Source organism: Delftia sp. RIT313 (genome assembly GCF_000632165.1).
GTDB lineage: Bacteria > Pseudomonadota > Gammaproteobacteria > Burkholderiales > Burkholderiaceae_C > Comamonas > Comamonas acidovorans.
The window spans coordinates 1-18,452 of sequence record NZ_JFYT01000097.1 but is presented as its reverse complement, the minus strand read 5'-3'; the positions used below and the strand labels follow the sequence as shown (position 1 = coordinate 18,452).

The 18,452-nt window shown below is 68.1% G+C and carries 16 protein-coding genes; 12 read left to right on the top strand and 4 right to left on the bottom strand.

Going from position 1 to position 18,452, the window contains the following annotated elements:
• The first annotated feature begins 173 nt into the window (after positions 1–173).
• The 4 genes from BW39_RS27010 to BW39_RS26995 all read left to right on the top strand — a co-directional run bounded on the left by BW39_RS27010 (position 174) and on the right by BW39_RS26995 (position 3,946).
• Positions 174–1,244 carry a DNA topoisomerase IB gene (locus tag BW39_RS27010; protein WP_052155441.1) on the top strand — a complete coding sequence of 357 codons (1,071 nt, stop codon included), beginning with the start codon at positions 174–176 and terminating at the stop codon, positions 1,242–1,244.
• Between the two features lie 132 nt (positions 1,245–1,376).
• The gene (locus BW39_RS27005) at positions 1,377–3,002 is read left to right on the top strand and encodes a sigma-54-dependent transcriptional regulator (RefSeq protein WP_043825258.1); all 1,626 of its coding nucleotides are present in this window, start codon (positions 1,377–1,379) and stop codon (positions 3,000–3,002) included.
• A gap of 66 nt (positions 3,003–3,068) precedes the next feature.
• The gene (locus BW39_RS27000) at positions 3,069–3,596 is read left to right on the top strand and encodes a hypothetical protein (protein ID WP_043825256.1); all 528 of its coding nucleotides are present in this window, start codon (positions 3,069–3,071) and stop codon (positions 3,594–3,596) included.
• Positions 3,597–3,667: 71 nt separating this feature from the next.
• The gene (locus tag BW39_RS26995; protein ID WP_013801923.1) at positions 3,668–3,946 is read left to right on the top strand and encodes a GlsB/YeaQ/YmgE family stress response membrane protein; all 279 of its coding nucleotides are present in this window, start codon (positions 3,668–3,670) and stop codon (positions 3,944–3,946) included.
• Positions 3,947–3,964: 18 nt separating this feature from the next.
• On the opposite strand, the gene BW39_RS26990 is transcribed toward BW39_RS26995, so the two are convergent.
• Positions 3,965–5,542: a hypothetical protein gene (locus BW39_RS26990; RefSeq protein WP_235264290.1), complete on the bottom strand. Its 1,578-nt coding sequence runs from the start codon at positions 5,540–5,542 to the stop codon at positions 3,965–3,967.
• A 328-nt stretch (positions 5,543–5,870) separates the two neighbouring features.
• On the opposite strand from BW39_RS26990, the gene rpoN reads away from it, so the two are divergent.
• From rpoN to BW39_RS26950, 8 genes are all read left to right on the top strand, one after another.
• Entirely contained in the window at positions 5,871–7,433 is a 1,563-nt protein-coding gene (gene rpoN / locus BW39_RS26985; RefSeq protein WP_043825253.1) for an RNA polymerase factor sigma-54, read from the top strand.
• A gap of 169 nt (positions 7,434–7,602) precedes the next feature.
• Positions 7,603–7,941: a hypothetical protein gene (locus BW39_RS26980; protein ID WP_043825251.1), complete on the top strand. Its 339-nt coding sequence runs from the start codon at positions 7,603–7,605 to the stop codon at positions 7,939–7,941.
• Between the two features lie 49 nt (positions 7,942–7,990).
• Complete coding sequence (locus BW39_RS26975; protein ID WP_012206153.1) at positions 7,991–8,185, top strand: hypothetical protein; 195 nt, start codon at positions 7,991–7,993, stop codon at positions 8,183–8,185.
• A gap of 1 nt (position 8,186) precedes the next feature.
• Complete coding sequence (locus tag BW39_RS26970; protein ID WP_013801919.1) at positions 8,187–8,387, top strand: hypothetical protein; 201 nt, start codon at positions 8,187–8,189, stop codon at positions 8,385–8,387.
• A gap of 55 nt (positions 8,388–8,442) precedes the next feature.
• The gene (locus BW39_RS26965) at positions 8,443–12,327 is read left to right on the top strand and encodes an ATP-binding protein (RefSeq protein ID WP_200871548.1); all 3,885 of its coding nucleotides are present in this window, start codon (positions 8,443–8,445) and stop codon (positions 12,325–12,327) included.
• Between the two features lie 67 nt (positions 12,328–12,394).
• A complete protein-coding gene (locus BW39_RS26960; RefSeq protein WP_043825248.1) occupies positions 12,395–13,687 on the top strand; it encodes a Zn-dependent hydrolase in 1,293 nt (430 codons plus the stop codon).
• A gap of 254 nt (positions 13,688–13,941) precedes the next feature.
• Positions 13,942–14,925, top strand: coding sequence for a Bug family tripartite tricarboxylate transporter substrate binding protein (locus tag BW39_RS26955; protein WP_043825246.1), 984 nt, complete (start codon positions 13,942–13,944; stop codon positions 14,923–14,925).
• Positions 14,926–15,035: 110 nt separating this feature from the next.
• Positions 15,036–15,590 (top strand): bacteriohemerythrin, encoded by a 555-nt coding sequence (locus tag BW39_RS26950; RefSeq protein WP_224986183.1) that lies wholly within the window; start codon positions 15,036–15,038, stop codon positions 15,588–15,590.
• A 90-nt stretch (positions 15,591–15,680) separates the two neighbouring features.
• Here the strand turns inward: BW39_RS26950 and BW39_RS26945 are convergent, their stop codons facing one another.
• From BW39_RS26945 to pobA, 3 genes are all read right to left on the bottom strand, one after another.
• Positions 15,681–16,118 carry a universal stress protein gene (locus tag BW39_RS26945; protein ID WP_012206159.1) on the bottom strand — a complete coding sequence of 146 codons (438 nt, stop codon included), beginning with the start codon at positions 16,116–16,118 and terminating at the stop codon, positions 15,681–15,683.
• A 99-nt stretch (positions 16,119–16,217) separates the two neighbouring features.
• Positions 16,218–17,000, bottom strand: a complete 783-nt coding sequence (locus BW39_RS26940) for a 2OG-Fe dioxygenase family protein (RefSeq protein WP_043791151.1) — start codon at positions 16,998–17,000, stop codon at positions 16,218–16,220.
• Between the two features lie 120 nt (positions 17,001–17,120).
• Complete coding sequence (gene pobA / locus BW39_RS26935; RefSeq protein ID WP_043825245.1) at positions 17,121–18,296, bottom strand: 4-hydroxybenzoate 3-monooxygenase; 1,176 nt, start codon at positions 18,294–18,296, stop codon at positions 17,121–17,123.
• Positions 18,297–18,452: the final 156 nt, after the last annotated feature.

Here is an 18,452-nt window from a genome sequence, read left to right as displayed (position 1 = left end):
CTGCCCCCCGTGGGCGACCCGCCACCGGCCCCGGCACCTTCGCCCTATTCCGACCCGCCCATTGCCCCGCCGCCACCGCCGCCGCAGGGGGTGCACTGAGCTCCGCGCCAGCCAGGGGCAGGGCAGCGAACGCAGATGGCCCCGGCCCTGCCCTGACCTATGTGAACGACCGCATGCCCGGCTGGCGCCGCGTGCGGCGCGGCAAGGGCTTTTCCTACGTGGCTCAGGACGGCAAGCCCGTGCGCGATGCCCAGGCGCTGGCGCGCATCCGCAAACTGGCCATTCCACCGGCCTATGTGGATGTCTGGATCTGCCCCGATGCCCAGGGCCACCTGCAGGCCACGGGCCGCGATGCGCGGGGCCGCAAGCAGTACCGCTACCACCCGCAGTGGCAGGAACAGCGCAAGCAGGTCAAGTTCGACCGCATGCGCGCCTTTGGCCGCCACCTGCCCGCCATCCGTCGGGCGGTGGCGCGCGACCTCAAGCCTGGCCGGCCGCAGCTGGACACCGTGGTGGCCGCCATCGTCTGGCTGCTGGACTGCACGGCCCTGCGCATAGGCAATGACGAGTATTCCGAGAGCAATGGCTCCTACGGCCTCACCACGCTCAGAAACCGCCATGCCCAGGTGCACGCAGGTGAGCTGACGCTGAGCTTCAAGGGCAAGAGTGGCGTGCTGCAGCAGGCCCGCGTGTCCGACCGGGCCGTGGCCCGCATCGTCAAGCGCTGCCAGGAGCTGCCGGGCCAGCGGCTGTTCCAGTTCATCGACGATGAAGGCGAAGTCCACCATGTGCGATCCGAGCATGTGAACGACTACATCCGCAGGATTTGCGGCAAGGCTGCGGCCCATGGGGCTGATGCCGCAGATGTCGGAGATGCCGCAGACGGCCCGGATTTCAGCGCCAAGGATTTCCGCACCTGGCATGCCAGCGTGTACGCGCTGGAACTTGCGCTGGAACTGGCGCTGACCGCAGGCAAGGCAGCATCGCAAGAAGGCGCAGGCACCAGCGCGGCGGCGCTGAACGCGCTGGTCACGCAGGTCGCCCGGCGTCTGGGCAATACCTGTGCGGTTTGCCGCAAGTTCTACATCCATCCCCAGGTGCTGGCCCTGTGCGAGCAACCTGGACAGGACATTCCCACCGCACCGGACAGGCGCCCGCGCGGACTGAGCGCCAAGGAATGCCTGTTCCTGGGGCTTCTGCAGCCCAGCAGCGGCCGGCGCGCCAGCCGCCAGCCGCCTCCCTGATCCCACCTCCCGCACGCCCGGCAAACACTGTGCCTGTGGACTGACAAAGACGCCCGCATGCTCGCCCTTAAACTGGCAGATCATGAAATTTTGTCAAAACGCGTTGCGGCGAGGACCCCTGGAGGCCATGCGATGAACCACGTGCTGATCGTCGATGACGATGCGGATTCCGCAGCGACCATGCGCGAACTCGTGGGCGTGGACCGCTTCTCGGTCGCAGTGGCCCACACCCTGCGCGACGCGCGCCGGCAGATGGCCATGCAGCCGCCCAGCCTGGTGCTGCTGGACCTGCAGCTGCCCGATGGCAACGGCATGGACCTTTTTGGCGACCAGCAGGTGCCGCAGGACTCGCAGATCGTGCTGGTGACCGGCCACGCCAGCCTGGACTCCTCCATCGAGGCCCTGCGCCGCGGCGCCATGGACTATCTGGTCAAGCCCGTGGGCATCGGGCGGCTGGAGGACATTCTTTCGCGCTTTCTGATCCCCACGACCGGCCTGCCGGAGACGGGCACCAGCACCGTCACGGGCGCGGCCTTCGACCAGATCACCCCGCAAGACAGGCCCGGCGCCGGCTACTGCGCGCAGGAAGGGCGCTTTGGCCGGCTGTGGGGCGGCTCGGCCCCCATGCAGCGGCTGTACCAGCAGATGGAGCGCGTGGCGGGCACCTCGGTCACGGTCTTTCTGACGGGCGAAAGCGGCACCGGCAAGGAAGTCGTGGCACAGACCCTGCATGAGCTGAGCCAGCGGCGCAGCCGGCCCTTCCTGGCGGTCAACTGCGGTGCCATTTCTCCGCACCTGATCGAAAGCGAGATCTTTGGCCACGAAAAGGGCAGCTTCACCGGCGCCGACCGCCAGCACCAGGGCTTTTTCGAGCGCGCGGCCACGGGCACGCTGTTTCTGGACGAAATCACGGAAATGTCGATGGAGCTGCAGGTCAAGCTGCTGCGCGTGCTGGAGACCGGGCGCTTCATGCGCGTGGGCTCCACCCAGACGCTGCAGACCGATGTGCGCGTGATCGCCGCCACCAACCGCTGCCCCTACGAGGCCGTGGCCAGCGGCAAGCTGCGCGAAGACCTGCTGTACCGCCTGAACGTCTTCCCCATCGAGCTGCCGCCGCTGCGCGAGCGCCTGACCGACGTTCCGCTGCTTGCGCAGCATTTCATGGAGGCCATCTCCCAGCGCGAGGGCCAGGCCAAGCAATTCACGGCATCGGCCCTCAAGCAGCTTGCGCAATACAGCTGGCCCGGCAATGTGCGCGAGTTGCGCAACGCCGTGCAGCGCGCCTATGTGATGGAGCCCGGCCCGCTGGTGAGCCAGGAATGGCTGCCCCGGCCGCCCGTGGCCATTGCCCAGCAGCCGGCCCCGGTGCATCCGGCCGCCCACGCGCTGCACCTGCCGCAAATGCCACATATGCCGCAGGGGGGGTCCATGCCAATGAGCGCGCCATTGACCGCGCCACTGACAGCGCCATCGACCACGCCCATCACCCCCACCATCACAGCGCATGCGCCCGCCGACCACGCGCATGCAGCCGCCACCTACGACCTGCCCGACACGGAGCCGGCCACCATACAGCTGCCCATCGGCATGACCATGGCGCAGGCCGAGCGGCTGCTCATCCAGGCCACGCTCAAGCAGTGCAAGTACCAGAAGGAACGCACGGCGGCCGTGCTCGGCATCAGCCTCAAGACCCTGTACAACCGGCTCAGGGACTATGCGGGCGGCAAAAAGGGCGAGACGGACGCCGAGCACGGCTGACACCCAAACTTGCAGGCACGCTGCTTGCCACCTTGCTTGCACCTTCGTGCAACCAAGGACAAGCCCATGGACTCCTCTCCTCCCCGCGCCTACGGTGTCTTCAAGCCCGTGGGCCACATGGTGGTCTCGTTTCCCACAGCTGCGCAGGCCGATGACGGCGTGGCCGCGCTGCAGGCGCTGGACCTGCCCGCCCAGGACATCCAGCGCTATTCCGACCGGGAAATGCTGGCCCAGATCGATGAAGACCTGCGCCAGGCCAGCCCCGTTGCCGCCGTGGGCCAGGAGCTCAACCTGGTCAAGGCCCACCAGGCCCTGGCCGAACGCGGCTACCACTGGCTGGTGGTGCGCGTGGACAACGACGAGGCCGCACGCACGGCCGCCGATGCCCTGAAGGCCGCCGGCGCCGAGCGCGCCCAACTCTATGGCCGCTTCATCATCGAGGAATTGATAGAGCACGCCGCCGACCTGCCCCAGGTCAGCGAGTCGCCCGACCGGGGCCTGGATGCCCAGACGCCTTCGGGCCATGAGGCGGAGCGTGCAGAGATTCGCCCTGCCTCGGACCAGGACACCGCCCCTGACAAGCCGAGGCTCTGAACGGCCTGCAGGAGCCGGGCACGCCGATTGCCCTTGACCACCAACCGTAACTTTTTTTCAAGGGCGATGCCATGGACTTCCTCATCTGGCTGATGGTGGGTGGCCTGATCGGCTGGATTACCAGCATGGTCACGAACACCCAGGCCGAGCAAGGCATTTTGCTCAACGTGGTCATAGGCGCCATAGGCGCACTGCTGGGCGGCTGGCTGCTGGCGCCGATGCTGGGGCCTTCGGCCATGAATGCGCAGACGGAGGCTCCGGCCACCTCCATGTCCATCTTCGTCTCTCTGGCCTGCGCCGTTGCGCTGCTGGCCATCTTCAACCTGTGCAAGCGGAGCGTGCCGCGCTGAAAGCGGCCAGGCAGCCTGTCAGTCCAGCCTTTGCGCCAGGCAGTCCTGCGCCGCCATGGCCACGCGCGGCAGCACCAGTGAGACCGCCAGGCAGCGGCCATGCTCACCCTCGGCCCGCACCACGCCGCCGCGCTCCAGGCACAGGCGGCGCGCCAGGCTCAGGCCGCAGGTGGCGTCCGCATCGGCATCGTTCAATGGAGTGAAGACAGGCGGCGGGTCCTGCCTTTCCACACGTTCCAACCGTGGCGCGCCCGCCTCGCCGGTACCGGAGCCGGTGCTGGCGGCGCCCGCCCCGTGGGCCAGGGCCTCGATGCGGATCTCCACCAGCGCATCCCCGCGAGAAGCTGCGGCCTGGGCCTGGGCCAGGTCCTCGGACAGGGGCCGGGCGGCCATGTGCACCTGCGCGCCATCGGTCATCGCTTCGCGGATGGCGAGAAAAATGCTGATCAGCGCCAGCTCCAGCTCATCCGGGTCCACATGCACGCCCAATCGCGGCGCCGGCTGGCCGGGCTGACTGGCCTCGGCAGGCTCCGCCACCTCCAGCGCCATGCGCTTGCCCAGCACCACGGCCAGCGTGCCCTGCAGGCCGGGCAGCCAGCGGTACAGGTCCACCACCAGCGCATGCGTGCAATGGTGCGCCCCAAAACGCAACAGTTGTTGCGTGAGGCGGCTCGCCGTGTCCACCGAGCGCAGCATGGCCTGGGCGGGCAGGCGCAGGCCAGGATCCTCGGAGCGCCGCTCTATCAGATAGGCGCTGTTGCTCAGAATGCCCAGCTGGTTGTTGAACTCATGGGAAAACCGGCCTGCCAGCCGCCCCACCACCTGCAGGCGTTCGCTCTGGAGACGGGCAGCGGCTGCTTCGAGGCCGGCAGCGTCCACCGCAGCGCCTTCGGGCCGGCCGGCATCACCGCCGCCCTGGCCATGGTCTTGCGCCTTGCCGCCCATTGCCGGCAACACCAGGGCCGCGCTGCCCCGCAGCGCCAGCCGCGCCAGTCCCAGGCCCGCCACCGCAAACAAAACGATGGCCACCCAGATCACCCCCTTCAGGGGCCGGGAGCATGCGGGGTCCAGCGCAGAACAGGGGACCCAGCTCACCCAGGTCCATCCCTGGGCGGACTTGCTGAAGAAGGCCCGCAGCGGCCCGCCCTGCGCATCTGGCAGATCCAGCCAGCCCTGCGAAGCGCCCTGCCCTGCGCCCTCCCCAGCGCTTTGCTCTGCGCCTTGCGCCGCACTTTTCGCGCCGGGCGCAGCCTGCGCCAGGCTGGCCGCCAGCCGCTCGCTGAAATCGGCGGGCAAGGCAGGCAGGTCGGCTGCCGCGCCGGGCCCGGCCGGCAGGGCGCGGCCTGTGCTGTCCACCAGAAAGCCGGGCCAGCCGGAGTCCAGCAAGGGCCCCAGGGCCGCCAGCACCTGGTCGGCGCCGGCCGTGCGCGGCTCCTTGTCCAGCAGACGGGCCACGGCCATGCTGCTGACGCGCGCGGCCTGCTCCTGCGCCGCATGCTCGGATTGGTAGGCGCGCAACAGCAGCCAGGACGAGGCCGCCAGCACAAAGACCAGCAAGGCCAGCAGCAGCAGGACCAACCTCAGGCGTATGGACATGGGATCTTCGGGCAGGGCATCACGCGGCGCCTCCCGTGGAACGGAATTCTGGGCCCCCGGGGGCGGGACCGTGTGGAAGCTGGTGGACTGGTACATGGCAAAGTTTGCAGAAAACCTTGCGCCCAAACGGCAATTTCTGCCGTGGACGCCATGACCGGCCCCGCTGTTCCAGAACCGATCCCCCGCAGCGGCGGCAAAACCCTGGGCCCCGTGCCGCCTGCGCAGGGAGACCACAGCAGGTTTCGTGCCCAAAGTGTATCCAGACGATTCGCCGCCCGCATGGCGGCATGGAGCTTGCGTCTTCGGGTCATCGCACCAAGGAGATGAAATGGGTTCCATGCACCTCAGGGCGGACATACGCCAGTCCCAGACGCTTTCTCCCCGCCTGCAGCTTGCAGTGCGGATGCTGCAGATGTCCTCCCTGGACTTTGCCGCCGTGGTGCGCAGCAAGCTGGAGGACAACCCGTTCCTGGAAGACCCGCAGGATGCGCAGGACGGCGAGTACGAACAGGGGCTGCTCGACGGCAAGGAGCTGGGTGAAGAGGACCGGGAAGGCGGCATGGGCAGGCTGGCCCCGGAGGCAGGCCTGTCCCCGGACACGGGCATGGATGAAGGCATCGGCATGGGCATCGGTCTGGACATGGACCGCGATCTCCCCGGCACGCAGCACCCGCCCGACCCGGCCGACCACCTGCCCGGCCCCGCCACCGAACCCGCCGACGACCGCGACCTGTGGCTGGCCGACATGCATACCGGCGCGCGCCAGGGGATGGATGGAGAAGGCACGGCCATGGATCTGGCGGCCTGCGAGACCACGCTGGCCATGCACCTGCACGGCCAGCTCAATGTGATGGCGATGACGCCGCGCGACCTGTGTATGGCCCGCGCCATCGTGGAGTCGCTGGACGACGACGGCTATCTGCGCACCGACCTGCAGGAGCTGGCCGGCCTGCTGGCCCTCAGCCCCGCACCTGACGCGCAGGAAATGCTCATTGCCCTGCGCCTGGTGCAATCGCTGGACCCGGCCGGCGTGGCCGCCCGCAGCGTGGGCGAATGCCTGTTGCTGCAATGCCCGCAGATCGGCGATGCCCACCTGCGCCAGCTGGCCCAGGCCATGGTGCAGGACCACATGGATGCGCTGGCCGCCCGCGACGTGCCCCGGCTGGCCCGGGCGCTGCAGGTGCCGCCCGCGCAGATCACGCAGGCGCTGGACTGCATACGTCGGCTGAATCCCAGGCCGGGCTGGAACTTCGGATCCTCCCACGTGGACTACATCGTTCCCGACGTGATCGTGCGCCGGGGCCAGAACGGCTGGAACGTGCACCTCAACCCCGCGGTCGTGCCGCGCGTGCGCCTGAACCGCGTCTACGAGCAGCTGTTTCAGCGCCACCGCCGCAGCGGCCAGAACCAACTGGCCGACCACCTGCAGGATGCGCGCTGGACGGTGCGCAACGTGGAGCAGCGCTTTTCCACCATCCTCGACGTGGCGCAGGCCATCGTGCGCAAGCAGCAGCTGTTCCTGGAGTTCGGCGCCATGGCCATGAAGCCGCTGGTGCTGCGCGAGATTGCCGAGGAAGTGGGCGTGCACGAGTCCACCGTCTCGCGCGTGACCAACAACAAATACATGGCCACGCCCACGGGCGTGTTCGAACTCAAGCATTTCTTCTCGCGCCCCATGCTCAGCGCCAGCGGCAATGCCTGCTCGGCCACGGCCATCCGCGAGCTGATCGGCGACATCATCGCGGCCGAGTCCGATGCCCGGCCGCTGTCGGATGTTGAAATCGCACGCCAGCTCGGTGCCCAGGGCCTGGTCGTGGCGCGCCGCACCGTCACCAAATACCGCCAGTTGCTGCGCATAGAACCGGCCGACCGGCGCAGGCGCCACGCCTGAAACCTGGCTTGGTGGCAAGCGGCGTGCCTGTCCAAAAGCCTGTCCGGCCCGTCCTGCCAAGCCCCACCGCCGTGCAGCGGCTTGTCGCTCCCGCAGGGCATGCCTTGTCCGACAGTTGCAGGCCGCCACCCGGCCTAAGGTGAAAGCTCATGGACTGAAGGAGCCCGCCATGGACAACTCACCCCGCCGAATGCATGCCCCCCTCGAACGCCAGCGCAGCGAGAACAACCACATCCGCGACGGACGCTGGCCACTGCGCATAGGCGCACTCACCGCCGCCGTCGCACTGATCCTGGTGCTGATGTTCAACTTCATGGCCCCCAAGGGCCGGCTGGATGCGCCCAGCGCCACTGGAGCGACTGGAACGCCTTCGCCCTCATCGTTGCCCTCACCTTCGCCCTCACCGTCTCCCGCGACACAGCCCGTGTCGCCGCCCGCGCCTTCCGCCGCACCGCAGCAGGCTGATCCGGCCACGACGCCTGCCCCCACCTCCACGCCTGCGCGCTGAGCGGGCATGCCCCCCCTCATCACCACACACCCCCAAAAGGACACGCACCATGAACCACCCTCTGCCCCACGCACCCAATATTCCCCAGGTGCCGACCACGCCCAACGACCCCGTGGCCCCCGATGATCCCAACCGCCAGCCCGGCCGCCCGCGCGGGCCCGAGCCCATCGACCCGCCCACCACGGCGCCGCCCATCGAGCTGCCACCGTCCCCGGAGCAGGAACAGACGCGCAAGGGAGAGTGACATGCCACAAGGTGACAAATCGGCCTATACCGATAAGCAAAAGCGCCAGGCTCGGCATATCGAAGACAGCTACGAGTCGCGCGGCGTGGGCCACGAAGAAGCTGAAAAGCGCGCCTGGGCCACCGTGAACAGGCAAAGCGGCGGCGGCAAGCTGTCGGGCTCGGGCCGGGGCAGGCAAGCGGGCCAGTCCAAGTCAAAATAGCCGCGACTGCGGCCAGGCCCGAGACCCGAGACCCGCAATTGCCGTGGGAGAAAGTGTGAACTCAGAAGACAGTTTTCGATTCCTGCCGCAGCGCGGCGAAATGCCGGCACGCGTGCGTTCCCACGACTGGGCGGCCACGCCCCTGGGAGCGCCGGACGGCTGGCCGCAGACCCTGCGCAACGCCGTGAGCCTGGCGCTGGGCTCGCGCTTTCCCATCACCATCTGGTGGGGCGAAGACTTCCGCCTGATCTACAACGATGGCTATATCCCCTTCCTGGGAACCAGCAAGCACCCCCAGGCGCTGGGCCAGGCCGGCGCGCACTGCTGGAGCGAGATCTGGAGCGATATCGGCCCCATGCTGGAGGGCGTGATGCGTACCGGCGAGGCCACCTGGTCCACCGACGCCCGCTACTTCTTCGACCGAGACCTGCCGCAGGAAGAGGTCTTCGTGACCTTCACCTACGGCCCCATCCTGGCCGATGACGGCGTCACCGTGCAGGGCGTGTTCTGCCCCTGCACCGAGACCACGGAAAAAATCGTCAGCCGCAGGCGCCTGGAGACGCTGCACCGCCTGGGCATACGCACGCTGGACATGCACAACGCCAGGGACGCCGCCCAGAAAGTCTGCGCCGTGCTGGACGAGAACCCCTACGACGTGCCCTTCGCCATCATCTACGAATGCGTGGACCCCCCTGCCGCGGGCAGCGCAGGCGCCAGCGGCCCGGCCTTCAGGATGCTGTGCGCCACGGGCGTGGATCTGGACATGGAGCTGGCGGCCGACCCCTCGCGCTGGCCGCTGGACCGTGCCGTTCAATCCCATCCATCGGACCGAGCGGACCTAACGGACCAGGCGCATCAGGCGAATCAGGCGCATCAGGCGGCCCAGCCGGGCCAGCCCGCCAATGTGGAACTGGCGCCCCTGGGCCTGTCCCTGCCGGGCGGCCCCTGGCCCGAGGCCTCGCGTCTGGCGCGCATCGTGCCTGTGCGCTGGTCGGGCGACGGCCAGGTATCGGGCGTGATGGTGCTGGGCGTCAGCCCGCGCCGCCCGCTGGATGTGGACTATTGCGCCTTCCTCGACATGGTGGCAAGCCACACCGGCAGCGTGGTCGCGCACGCCCAGGCCTACGAGCAGGAAGCGCGGCGCGCCAAGGCCCTGGCCGAGGTGGACCACGCCAAGACCGTGTTCTTCTCCAACGTCAGCCACGAGCTGCGCACCCCGCTGACCCTGATCCTGGGCCCGCTGGAAGATGCCCTGCGCGAGCACGGCGGCCAGGTGCCGGCCGGGCAGACGCAGATGATCCACCGCAACGCGCTGCGCCTGCAAAAACTGGTCAATGCCCTGCTGGACTTCTCGCGCATCGAGGCCGGGCGCATGCAGGCCAGCTACGAGCCCACGGACCTGGCCCGCACCACGGCCGAGCTGGCCAGCATGTTCCGCTCGGCCGTGGAGCAAGCCGGCCTGCGGCTGCGCGTGGATTGCCCACCGCTGGACGGACCGGTCCATGTGGACCGCGACATGTACGAAAAAATCGTGCTCAACCTGCTGTCCAACGCCTTCAAGTTCACGCTGCAAGGCGAAATCGCAGTGGCGTTGCGCGATGTGCACGATGCGCACGGCGCGGGCGGGGCCGATGGTGCCGTGGAGCTGTCCGTCACCGACACCGGATCGGGCATTGCGCCCCAGCACCTGCCCCATCTCTTCCAGCGTTTTCACCGCATTCCCGGCAAGCCGGCCCGCACGCACGAGGGCACGGGTATCGGCCTGGCCATGGTGCAGGAGCTGGCGCGGCTGCATGGCGGCACCGTCACGGTCAGCAGCACGGAGGGCGAAGGCAGCCGCTTCACCGTGCGCCTGCCCAGGGGGCATGCGCATCTTCCGGCCGAGCACCGGCCCACGCGCCCGCCTGCATCGCACCCGCAGGTGGATGAGGCCCTGCGCTGGCTGCCCGGCGAGCCCGCCCCGGCTGCCAGCGACGAAGCCAGGCCCATGCAGCGGGACATGCAGCGGGACATGCACGGTGGTGCCCTGCCCCCACGCGCCCGCATCGTCTGCGCCGATGACAACGCCGACATGCGCAGCTACATCGGCCAGTTGCTGGAGCCGCTGTATGACGTGGAGATCGTGGGCGATGGCCGCGCCGCGCTGGCCAGCATCCACCGCCAGCGGCCCGACCTGGTGCTGGCCGACGTGATGATGCCCGTGCTCGACGGCTTCGAGCTGCTGCATGCGCTGCGCAGTGACGAGACCACGCGTGCCATTCCCGTCATCATGCTATCCGCGCGGGCCGGCCAGGAGGCCCAGGTCGAAGGCCTGCGCGCGGGCGCGGACGACTACCTGGTCAAGCCCTTTTCGGCGCGCGAGCTGCTGGCGCGCATCGCATCGCTGCTGCAGCTGGTGCGTGTGCGCGAACAGGTCCACGTCGCGGTGCAGGCCAACGAGAAAAAGCTGCGCGCCATCATCGACCAGATGCCTGCGGGCGTGGGCGTCTCCGACATGAGCGGCACCATGGTATTGAGCAATGCGCTCATGGACCGCTTCGTGCCGCGCGCCATTCCTTCCACCCTGGCGGACCGCATGCCGCGCTGGAAGGGATGGGATGACAAGGGCCAGCCCATTGCCCCCGAGAACTGGCCCGGCAAGCGCGCGCTGCGCGGCGAAGTGGTCATGCCCGGGCTGGAGATGCTGCACACCGACGACGATGGCCGCGAATGGTGGATGCGCGTCAGCTGCGCGCCGCTGCGCGATGACGACGGCCAGCTCATAGGCACCTGCTCCGTCATCCAGGACATCACCGAACTCAAACAGGCCGAGTACCACCTCAAGGAAGCCGACCGACGCAAGGACGAATTCCTGGCCACGCTGGCGCATGAGCTGCGCAATCCACTGGCGCCCATCAGCCACGGCCTGCAAATCCTCAAGCGCACCGCCAACGGCGACGACAGCGTGCGCCACAGCCACGAGATGCTGGAGCGCCAAGTCAACCACATGATCCGCATGGTGGACGACTTGCTGGAGGTCTCGCGCATCACCACGGGCAAGGTCCAGTTGCGCAAGGAACTGGTGGACCTGAACGATGTGCTGCAAGGCGTGGTGGCGGCCAGCGGCGCGGTCATGGAGGCAGGCAGCCACCAGTTGCGCCTGGAACTGCCCGCCGCGCCCGTATCGCTGCTGGCCGACCCGATGCGGCTGGCGCAGATGGTCTCCAACCTGCTCAACAATGCCGCCAAGTACTCGCACTCCGGCGGCCACATCGTTCTGTCCGCCTGGACCGATGGCGCGCAGGCCGTGGTCTCGGTACGCGACAACGGCATCGGCATCCCGCCCGCCCTGCTGGGCAAGGTGTTCGATCTGTTCATGCAGGTGGACCGCAACGGCCGCCGTGGGCAGGGCGGCCTGGGCATCGGGCTGACTCTGGTGCGCAGCCTGGTCGAGATGCACGGCGGCAGCGTGCAGGCGCTCAGCGAAGGCAAGGGTCAGGGCAGCGAATTCAGGCTGCACCTGCCCCTGCCCACCCAGGCGCAGCCCCTGGCGGGACAGGCACCGAATGCCCAGCCCGAGGATGCAACGGCCTTCGGCCGCATCCTGGTGGTCGATGACAACATCGACGCCGCCGACACCCTGGCCATGCTGCTCAGGCTGCTGGGCGCCGAAGTCGAGATTGCCCGCGACGGCCCCGGCGCCCTGGCCATGCACGCGGCGTTCAGGCCAGAAGTGGTGCTGCTGGACATCGGCCTGCCCGGCATGGACGGCCTGGAGGTCGCCCGCCGCATCCGTGCAGAGCACGGCCGCGACCAGGTCGTGCTGATCGCGCTCACGGGCTGGGGCCAGGAGGAGGACCTGAGACGATCGCGGGAAGCCGGTATGGACCACCACCTGGTCAAACCCGTGAGCTTCGACACGCTCGAGCGTCTGCTGGCGGGCCTGCGCCCCCTGCCGTGAGGACTGCTTTTTTCGCGCGAGAATTCGGGCTGCCCGATCCCAGCTGCTCCAGACGCCACCGAGACCGATGACCGCCCTGCCCGCTTCCTCCGCCCCCAACCTTCCCCCCATCAATGCCGAGCGCCTGTGGCGCCGCGTGGAGACCCTGTCCACCTTCACCCTGCCCGACGTGCCGTGGACGCGCCGCGCTTTCTCCCCTGAATTCAACCAGGCCCGTGCCTGGCTGCGCGGGCAGTTCGAGGCAGCGGGCATGCAGGTCCATCTGGATGAAGGCGGCAACCTGGTGGGCCGCCTGCCGGCTGCCCCAGGCCCGGTGCAACGCGCCCCCATCTCCACCGGATCGCACTGCGACACCGTGATGATGGGCGGGCGCTTCGACGGCATCATCGGCGTGCTGGCCGGCATCGAGGTCGCGCACTGCCTGCACGAAAACGGCATCGCCCTGCAGCACCCGTTCGAGGTGATCGACTTCCTGTCCGAAGAACCCAGCGACTACGGCATCTCCTGCATAGGCAGCCGCGCGCTGTCGGGCAAGCTGGACGCCGCCATGCTGGCCGCCCGCAACCCGCAAGGCGAAACCCTGGCCGAAGGCATGCGCCGCATCGGCGCGCGGCCCGAGGCGCTGGACCGCCCGCTGCGCAACGCCGGAGGCACGGCCGCCTTCGTGGAACTGCACATAGAGCAGGGCCCGGTGCTAGAGCAGCGCGGCCTGCCGATTGGCGTGGTGACGAACATCGTGGGCATACGCCGCGTGGGCTTCACCGTGCGCGGCCAGGCCGACCACGCAGGCACCACGCCCATGGACATCCGCCAGGACGCGCTGGTGGGCGCGGCGCGCATCATCGATGCGGCCAACCGCAAGGCCGCTGCGCTCAATGGCCAACCCCACTATGTGGTGGCCACCGTGGGCCGGCTCTCGCTCACGCCCAATGCCTCCAACGCCGTGCCCGGCCTGGTCGAGATGATGATGGAAGTGCGCAGCGACCACGCCGGCGTGCTGGAGCGCTTCCCCGAGGAACTGCTGGCCGAAGTCCTGCCCGGGCTGGCCGCCTTGCGCGTGCGTGCCGAGATGGCCGACGTGAGCCGCTCCCAGCCCACGGACTGCGCTGGCCTGGTCATGCAGGGCGTGGAGCAGGCCTGCACAAACCTGGGCTACGCCCACATGCGCATGCCCAGCGGCGCCGGCCATGACGCCGTCTACATGGCGCCCACCGGACCCATGGGCATGATCTTCATCCCCTGCCTCCACGGCCGCAGCCACGCGCCCGAGGAGTGGATAGAACCCGCCCAGCTGCTGGACGGCACCCGGGTGCTGTACGAGACGGTGCGCGTGCTGGACAGGCAGTTGGCGCAGGGCTGAGCGCCTGGCCTGCGGCCAGGCACCAAGGCGGCATAAAATAGCCCGCTTCCCTCTGGAGCAGGCACAAGCTGCTCCTTGGTGGAAGCCCCTGTGGCACAGATTGCGGAAATCCGCCCAAATAGCGGGTTTCCCAATGCAAGATGGCGGAACCACCCTCCCCGATCATCGACAACCCACCGCATGGGCGGCCCGGCACTGCCGGTCCGCTGCGAGAGGGTTGCACCGCCCCATCAGACCCTGGAGTTTCTTCTTTCATGTTCCGCCAACTGATCACCTGCACCGCCGTGGCCGCCGCCATGGGCCTGAGCTTTTCCGCAGCCGCCCAAGGTGCGGCTGCCGACTATCCGAACAAGCCCGTGCGCATGATCGTGCCCTTCCCGCCCGGCGGCGGCACCGACATCCTCGCGCGCGTGGTGTCCAACAAGCTCACCGAAGTCAGCAAGTGGACCGTGGTGCCCGACAACCGCGCGGGCGCAGGCGGCACCATCGGCATCACCGAGGCCGCCAAGGCAGCGCCCACGGGCTACGACATGGTCATGGGCCAGAAGGACAACGTGGTCCTGGGCCCCTACCTCTACAAGAACCTGCCCTGGAACCCGGTCAAGGACCTGGTGCCCGTGGCCCACGTGGCCTACACGCCCATCGTGATCGCCACCAGCGTGAACTCGCCCTACAAGACCCTGGCCGACATCGTGGCCGCTGCCAAGCAGCACCCGGGCAAGGTGACCTACGGCTCGCCGGGCAATGGCACCAGCATCCACATCTCGGGCGTGCTGCTGGAGAAGGCGGCAGGCATCCAGCTGGTGCACGTGCCCTACAAGGGATCCAACCCGGCATTGATGGACGCGCTGGCCGGCAACGTGGACCTGCTGGTGTCCTCCGTGCCCTCGGCCATCGGCCAGATCAAGGCCGGCAAGCTGCGCGCCATCGCCGTGACCTCGGCCAAGCGCTCGTCCTCGCTGCCCGACACGCCCACGCTGGCCGAATCGGGCCTCAAGGGCTTTGACGTGAGCACCTGGTACGGCCTGTTCATGCCCAAGGGCACGCCAACGGCCGTCGTGACCAAGGTCAACGCCGAAGTGAACAAGCTGCTGGCCATGCCCGAAGTGCGCGACGCCATCCAGACCCAGGGCGCCGAGCCCCAGTCCATGAGCGTGGCCGACTTCGACAAGATGTTCCAGGCCGACTTCAAGCAGTCCAAGCAGATCGTCGAGTCCTCGGGCGCCAAGATCGAGTGACATGCCTGCGGTGCCAGGGCTGCATGCCCGGCACCGCCTGCAATGGCCAACGCCGCATTTCATTGATGCAGATCAGCCTGATCTGCATCAAGGAGCTATGTGACAGTCCCGTGAATACTTCTCTGGAAATCACCGAATTCCTGGAGAACGTCATGGCATTGCTGGTCTGGGTCCCCGAGCTGGACACCGGGATTGCAGAAATCGACCGGCAGCATCGCCGCATCGTCGATTACATCAACAAGCTCTACGAGCTGCGCTCGTCGCCCGACCGTGAGGCCCTGGGCGATGTCATCGGCGAGATGATCGACTACACCGTCTCGCACTTCGTGTTCGAGGAAAGCCTGATCGAGAGCGCCGGCTACATGTTCGCCGGCCCGCACAAGAAGGTGCACGAGCTGTTCACGCGCCGCGTGATCGAGATGCAGACCCGCTTCGATGCAGGCGAGGACGTGGCCGCCGAGCTGCACGGCATGCTCTCGCGCTGGCTGTTCAACCACATCCGCAACGAAGACACCGGCTACGTGGACTCGGCCAAGGCCTATCTGCGCATGGCGCGCGAGTCCAGTCCTGCCGCCGAGAAGGAAAGGCTCAAGAACGAAGTGCTGCAGGAGCTGGAACTGCAGCGCAAGAAAAAGGGCTGGCTGGCACGGCTGCTCAATCGCTGATCGCCCTCTCCCCCTGCAGCGCACCAACAAAAACGGCTCCCGAGGGAGCCGTTGACGTTTCACCCGGCAAAGGGCCGAGCGGCCCGGTGATTACTCGCGCACCACCAGCACCGGCACGCGCACGGCGCCCAGCACGCGCTGGGTCACGCTGCCCAGCATCAGCTTTTCCAGGCCACGGCGGCCTTGCGAGCCCATGATGATCAGGTCGGCGCCCGTGCTCTCGAGCACGCGCACGATGCCTTCGTGCACCGCATGGCCTTCGCCCACCACGGTGGTGGCGGTGATGCCGGCCTCGTCGGTGATCTTCTTGACGGCGTCCAGCGTAGTGTTGGCCTCGGCCGTGGCCGCGCTCAGGTACTGCGACTGGCCGTAGGCGAAGTCGGCGCCCACGCCCGTGAACGGATAGGGGTCCACCACGTAGACCGCCGTCAGCGTGCTGCCAAAGGCCTTGGCCAGCTCCACGCCCTTGTGTACCGCCAGCATCGAGCTGTTGGAGCCGTCCACGGGAACCAGGATGTGCTTGAACATGCGTTTTCTCCTTTGTGCTTGGCCGCCGTCAACAATCGGGGGCGGCCGGGTCGATGAACCAAAGTGTGCGCCCATCATGCGCCAGCGTCTTGAGCTGCATCAATCCTTGCGGCGACGCGTCAGCTCCGAGCCCTGGAAACCCTGGCGGCGATAGGTCAGCACCAGGGTATCGCGCACGCCGCCCGGCTGCTCTGGCTGGATGGGCGTGGTCTCGTGGATCATGCGGGCATCGTCCAGCAGCATCACCGACCAGGGCTCGGTCAGCGTGAAGCGCTGGCCGCTGGGGCCCGTGGCCTCGAAGATGCGTGTCTCGCCGCCCTTCACGCCCTCGCGCCCGACCAGGATCACGGCCACCAGGTCCACGCCGTCGCGGTGCGCGCCTTCGGGCGTGGGCCGGCCAATGCCGTCCGTGGTGTCGATGCGGAACTGGTGGGACTCGATGAACCAGCGCTCGTGCTGCACATCATCGCCCTGGGCGCAGAACACCTGGTCGGACAGGCCGGCCAGCGCCAGCAGCAGCCGGCTCCAGGTGGCGCTTTGCGCCGTGGCGTCGCGCATGGGATCGAACATGCGCAGCATGCCGCCATGCAGGGCGTTGTATTCCACCGGCTGCCAGTGCGCGCGGTGCTCCACCTGCTGCAGCCCGTCCTGCCCCGCGATGAAGCAGGAATGGCGGCGGCGCCGGTAGCGCCCGCCGTCCTTCAGAAAGGCATCGGGCGGCAGCTGGGCCCAGTCGGCATCGAGCGCATGCAGCTCGGTCAATGACACGCCTGCCCAGGCCGCGAATTCATCGGGGCGCAGCACCGCATAGCCTGCGTCGCGCAGCGACTGCGCTGCATTCTGGGGGGCGATATAGGGAGGGGGAAACGTGATGTGCGCCATAACCCGACAAGCTTACTCCTCGCCCGCACCCGTCCGGGCGAGGCGGGCTGCAAATTTGCGCAATGCTGTGGCGACAGGCGCGCATCAATGCGGGCGCTGCCCCTCGCTATTGCCCTGGGCTCACGCCAGCGGCAACCCCACATAGTTCTCCGCCAGCGAGGTCGAGCCTGCACGGGAGTTGACGATGTAGTCCAGTTCCGCCTCCTGCACCTTGGTGTCGAAGCCGCCCGCATCGGGGAAGCGGTGCATGAGCGAGGTCATCCACCACGAAAAGCGCTCGGCCTTCCAGACGCGGCGCAGGCATTGCTCGGAGTAGCCGTCGATGCCTTCGGGCGCCTTGTCGCGGTAGTACTGCGCGAAGGCGCTGGACAGGTAGCCCACGTCCGAGGCGGCCAGGTTCAGGCCCTTGGCGCCCGTGGGCGGCACGATGTGGGCCGCGTCGCCGGCAAGGAACAGACGGCCGAAGCGCATGGGCTCGGTCACGAAGCTGCGCAGCGGGGCAATGCTCTTTTCCAGCGAGGGGCCGGTCACCAGGCGCTCGCGTGCCTCGGGGTCCAGGCGCAGGCGCAGTTCGTGCCAGAAGGCCTCGTCGCTCCAGTCCTCGACCTTTTCGGTCAGCGGCACCTGCAGGTAGTAGCGGCTGCGCGTGGCGCTGCGCTGGCTGCACAGTGCGAAGCCGCGCTCGGTCTGGGCGTAGATCAGTTCGTGCGAGACGGGCGGCGTGTCCGACAGCAGGCCCAGCCAGCCGAAGGGGTAGACCTTCTCGAAGGTGCGCACCTTGTCCTGCGGCACGCTGGCGCGGCAGATGCCGTGAAAGCCGTCGCAGCCGGCGATGAAGTCGCATTGCAGCTCATGGACCTGGCCGTCCTTCTCATAGCGCACGACGGGGCTGTCGCCATCGAAGCCCACGGGCTGCACGTTGCTGGCCTCGTAGACCGTGGTCAGGCCCTCGGCGGCGCGCACTTCCATCAGGTCGCGCGTGACCTCGGTCTGGCCGTAGACCATGACGCGCTTGCCGCCGGTCAGGCCATGCAGGTCGATGCGGTGGCGCTGGCCGCCGAACAGCAGCTCGATGCCGTCGTGCGGCAGGCCTTCTGCGCGCATGCGGGCGTCGGCACCGGCCTGCTCCAGCAGGTCCACGGTGACCTGTTCGAGCACGCCGGCACGGATGCGGCCCAGCACGTAGTCGGCGCTGCGCTGCTCGATGATGACGTTGTCTATGCCCGCGCGGTACAGCAGCTGACCGAGAAGCAGGCCGGCAGGGCCTGCACCGATGATGGCGACTTGGGTGCGCATTGATTTGTCTCCGTTGCGTTGTTCGATGTCATGGCCGGTTCATGCCATGGCCTGCGCCCAAGATTAGTTTTGAGGCAGCGCAAAGACGAGGGGCTGCAGCACGCGTTGCGCGGTGATCGCGCAATCTGCGCGACAATCGCGCACTACCTGCATGCC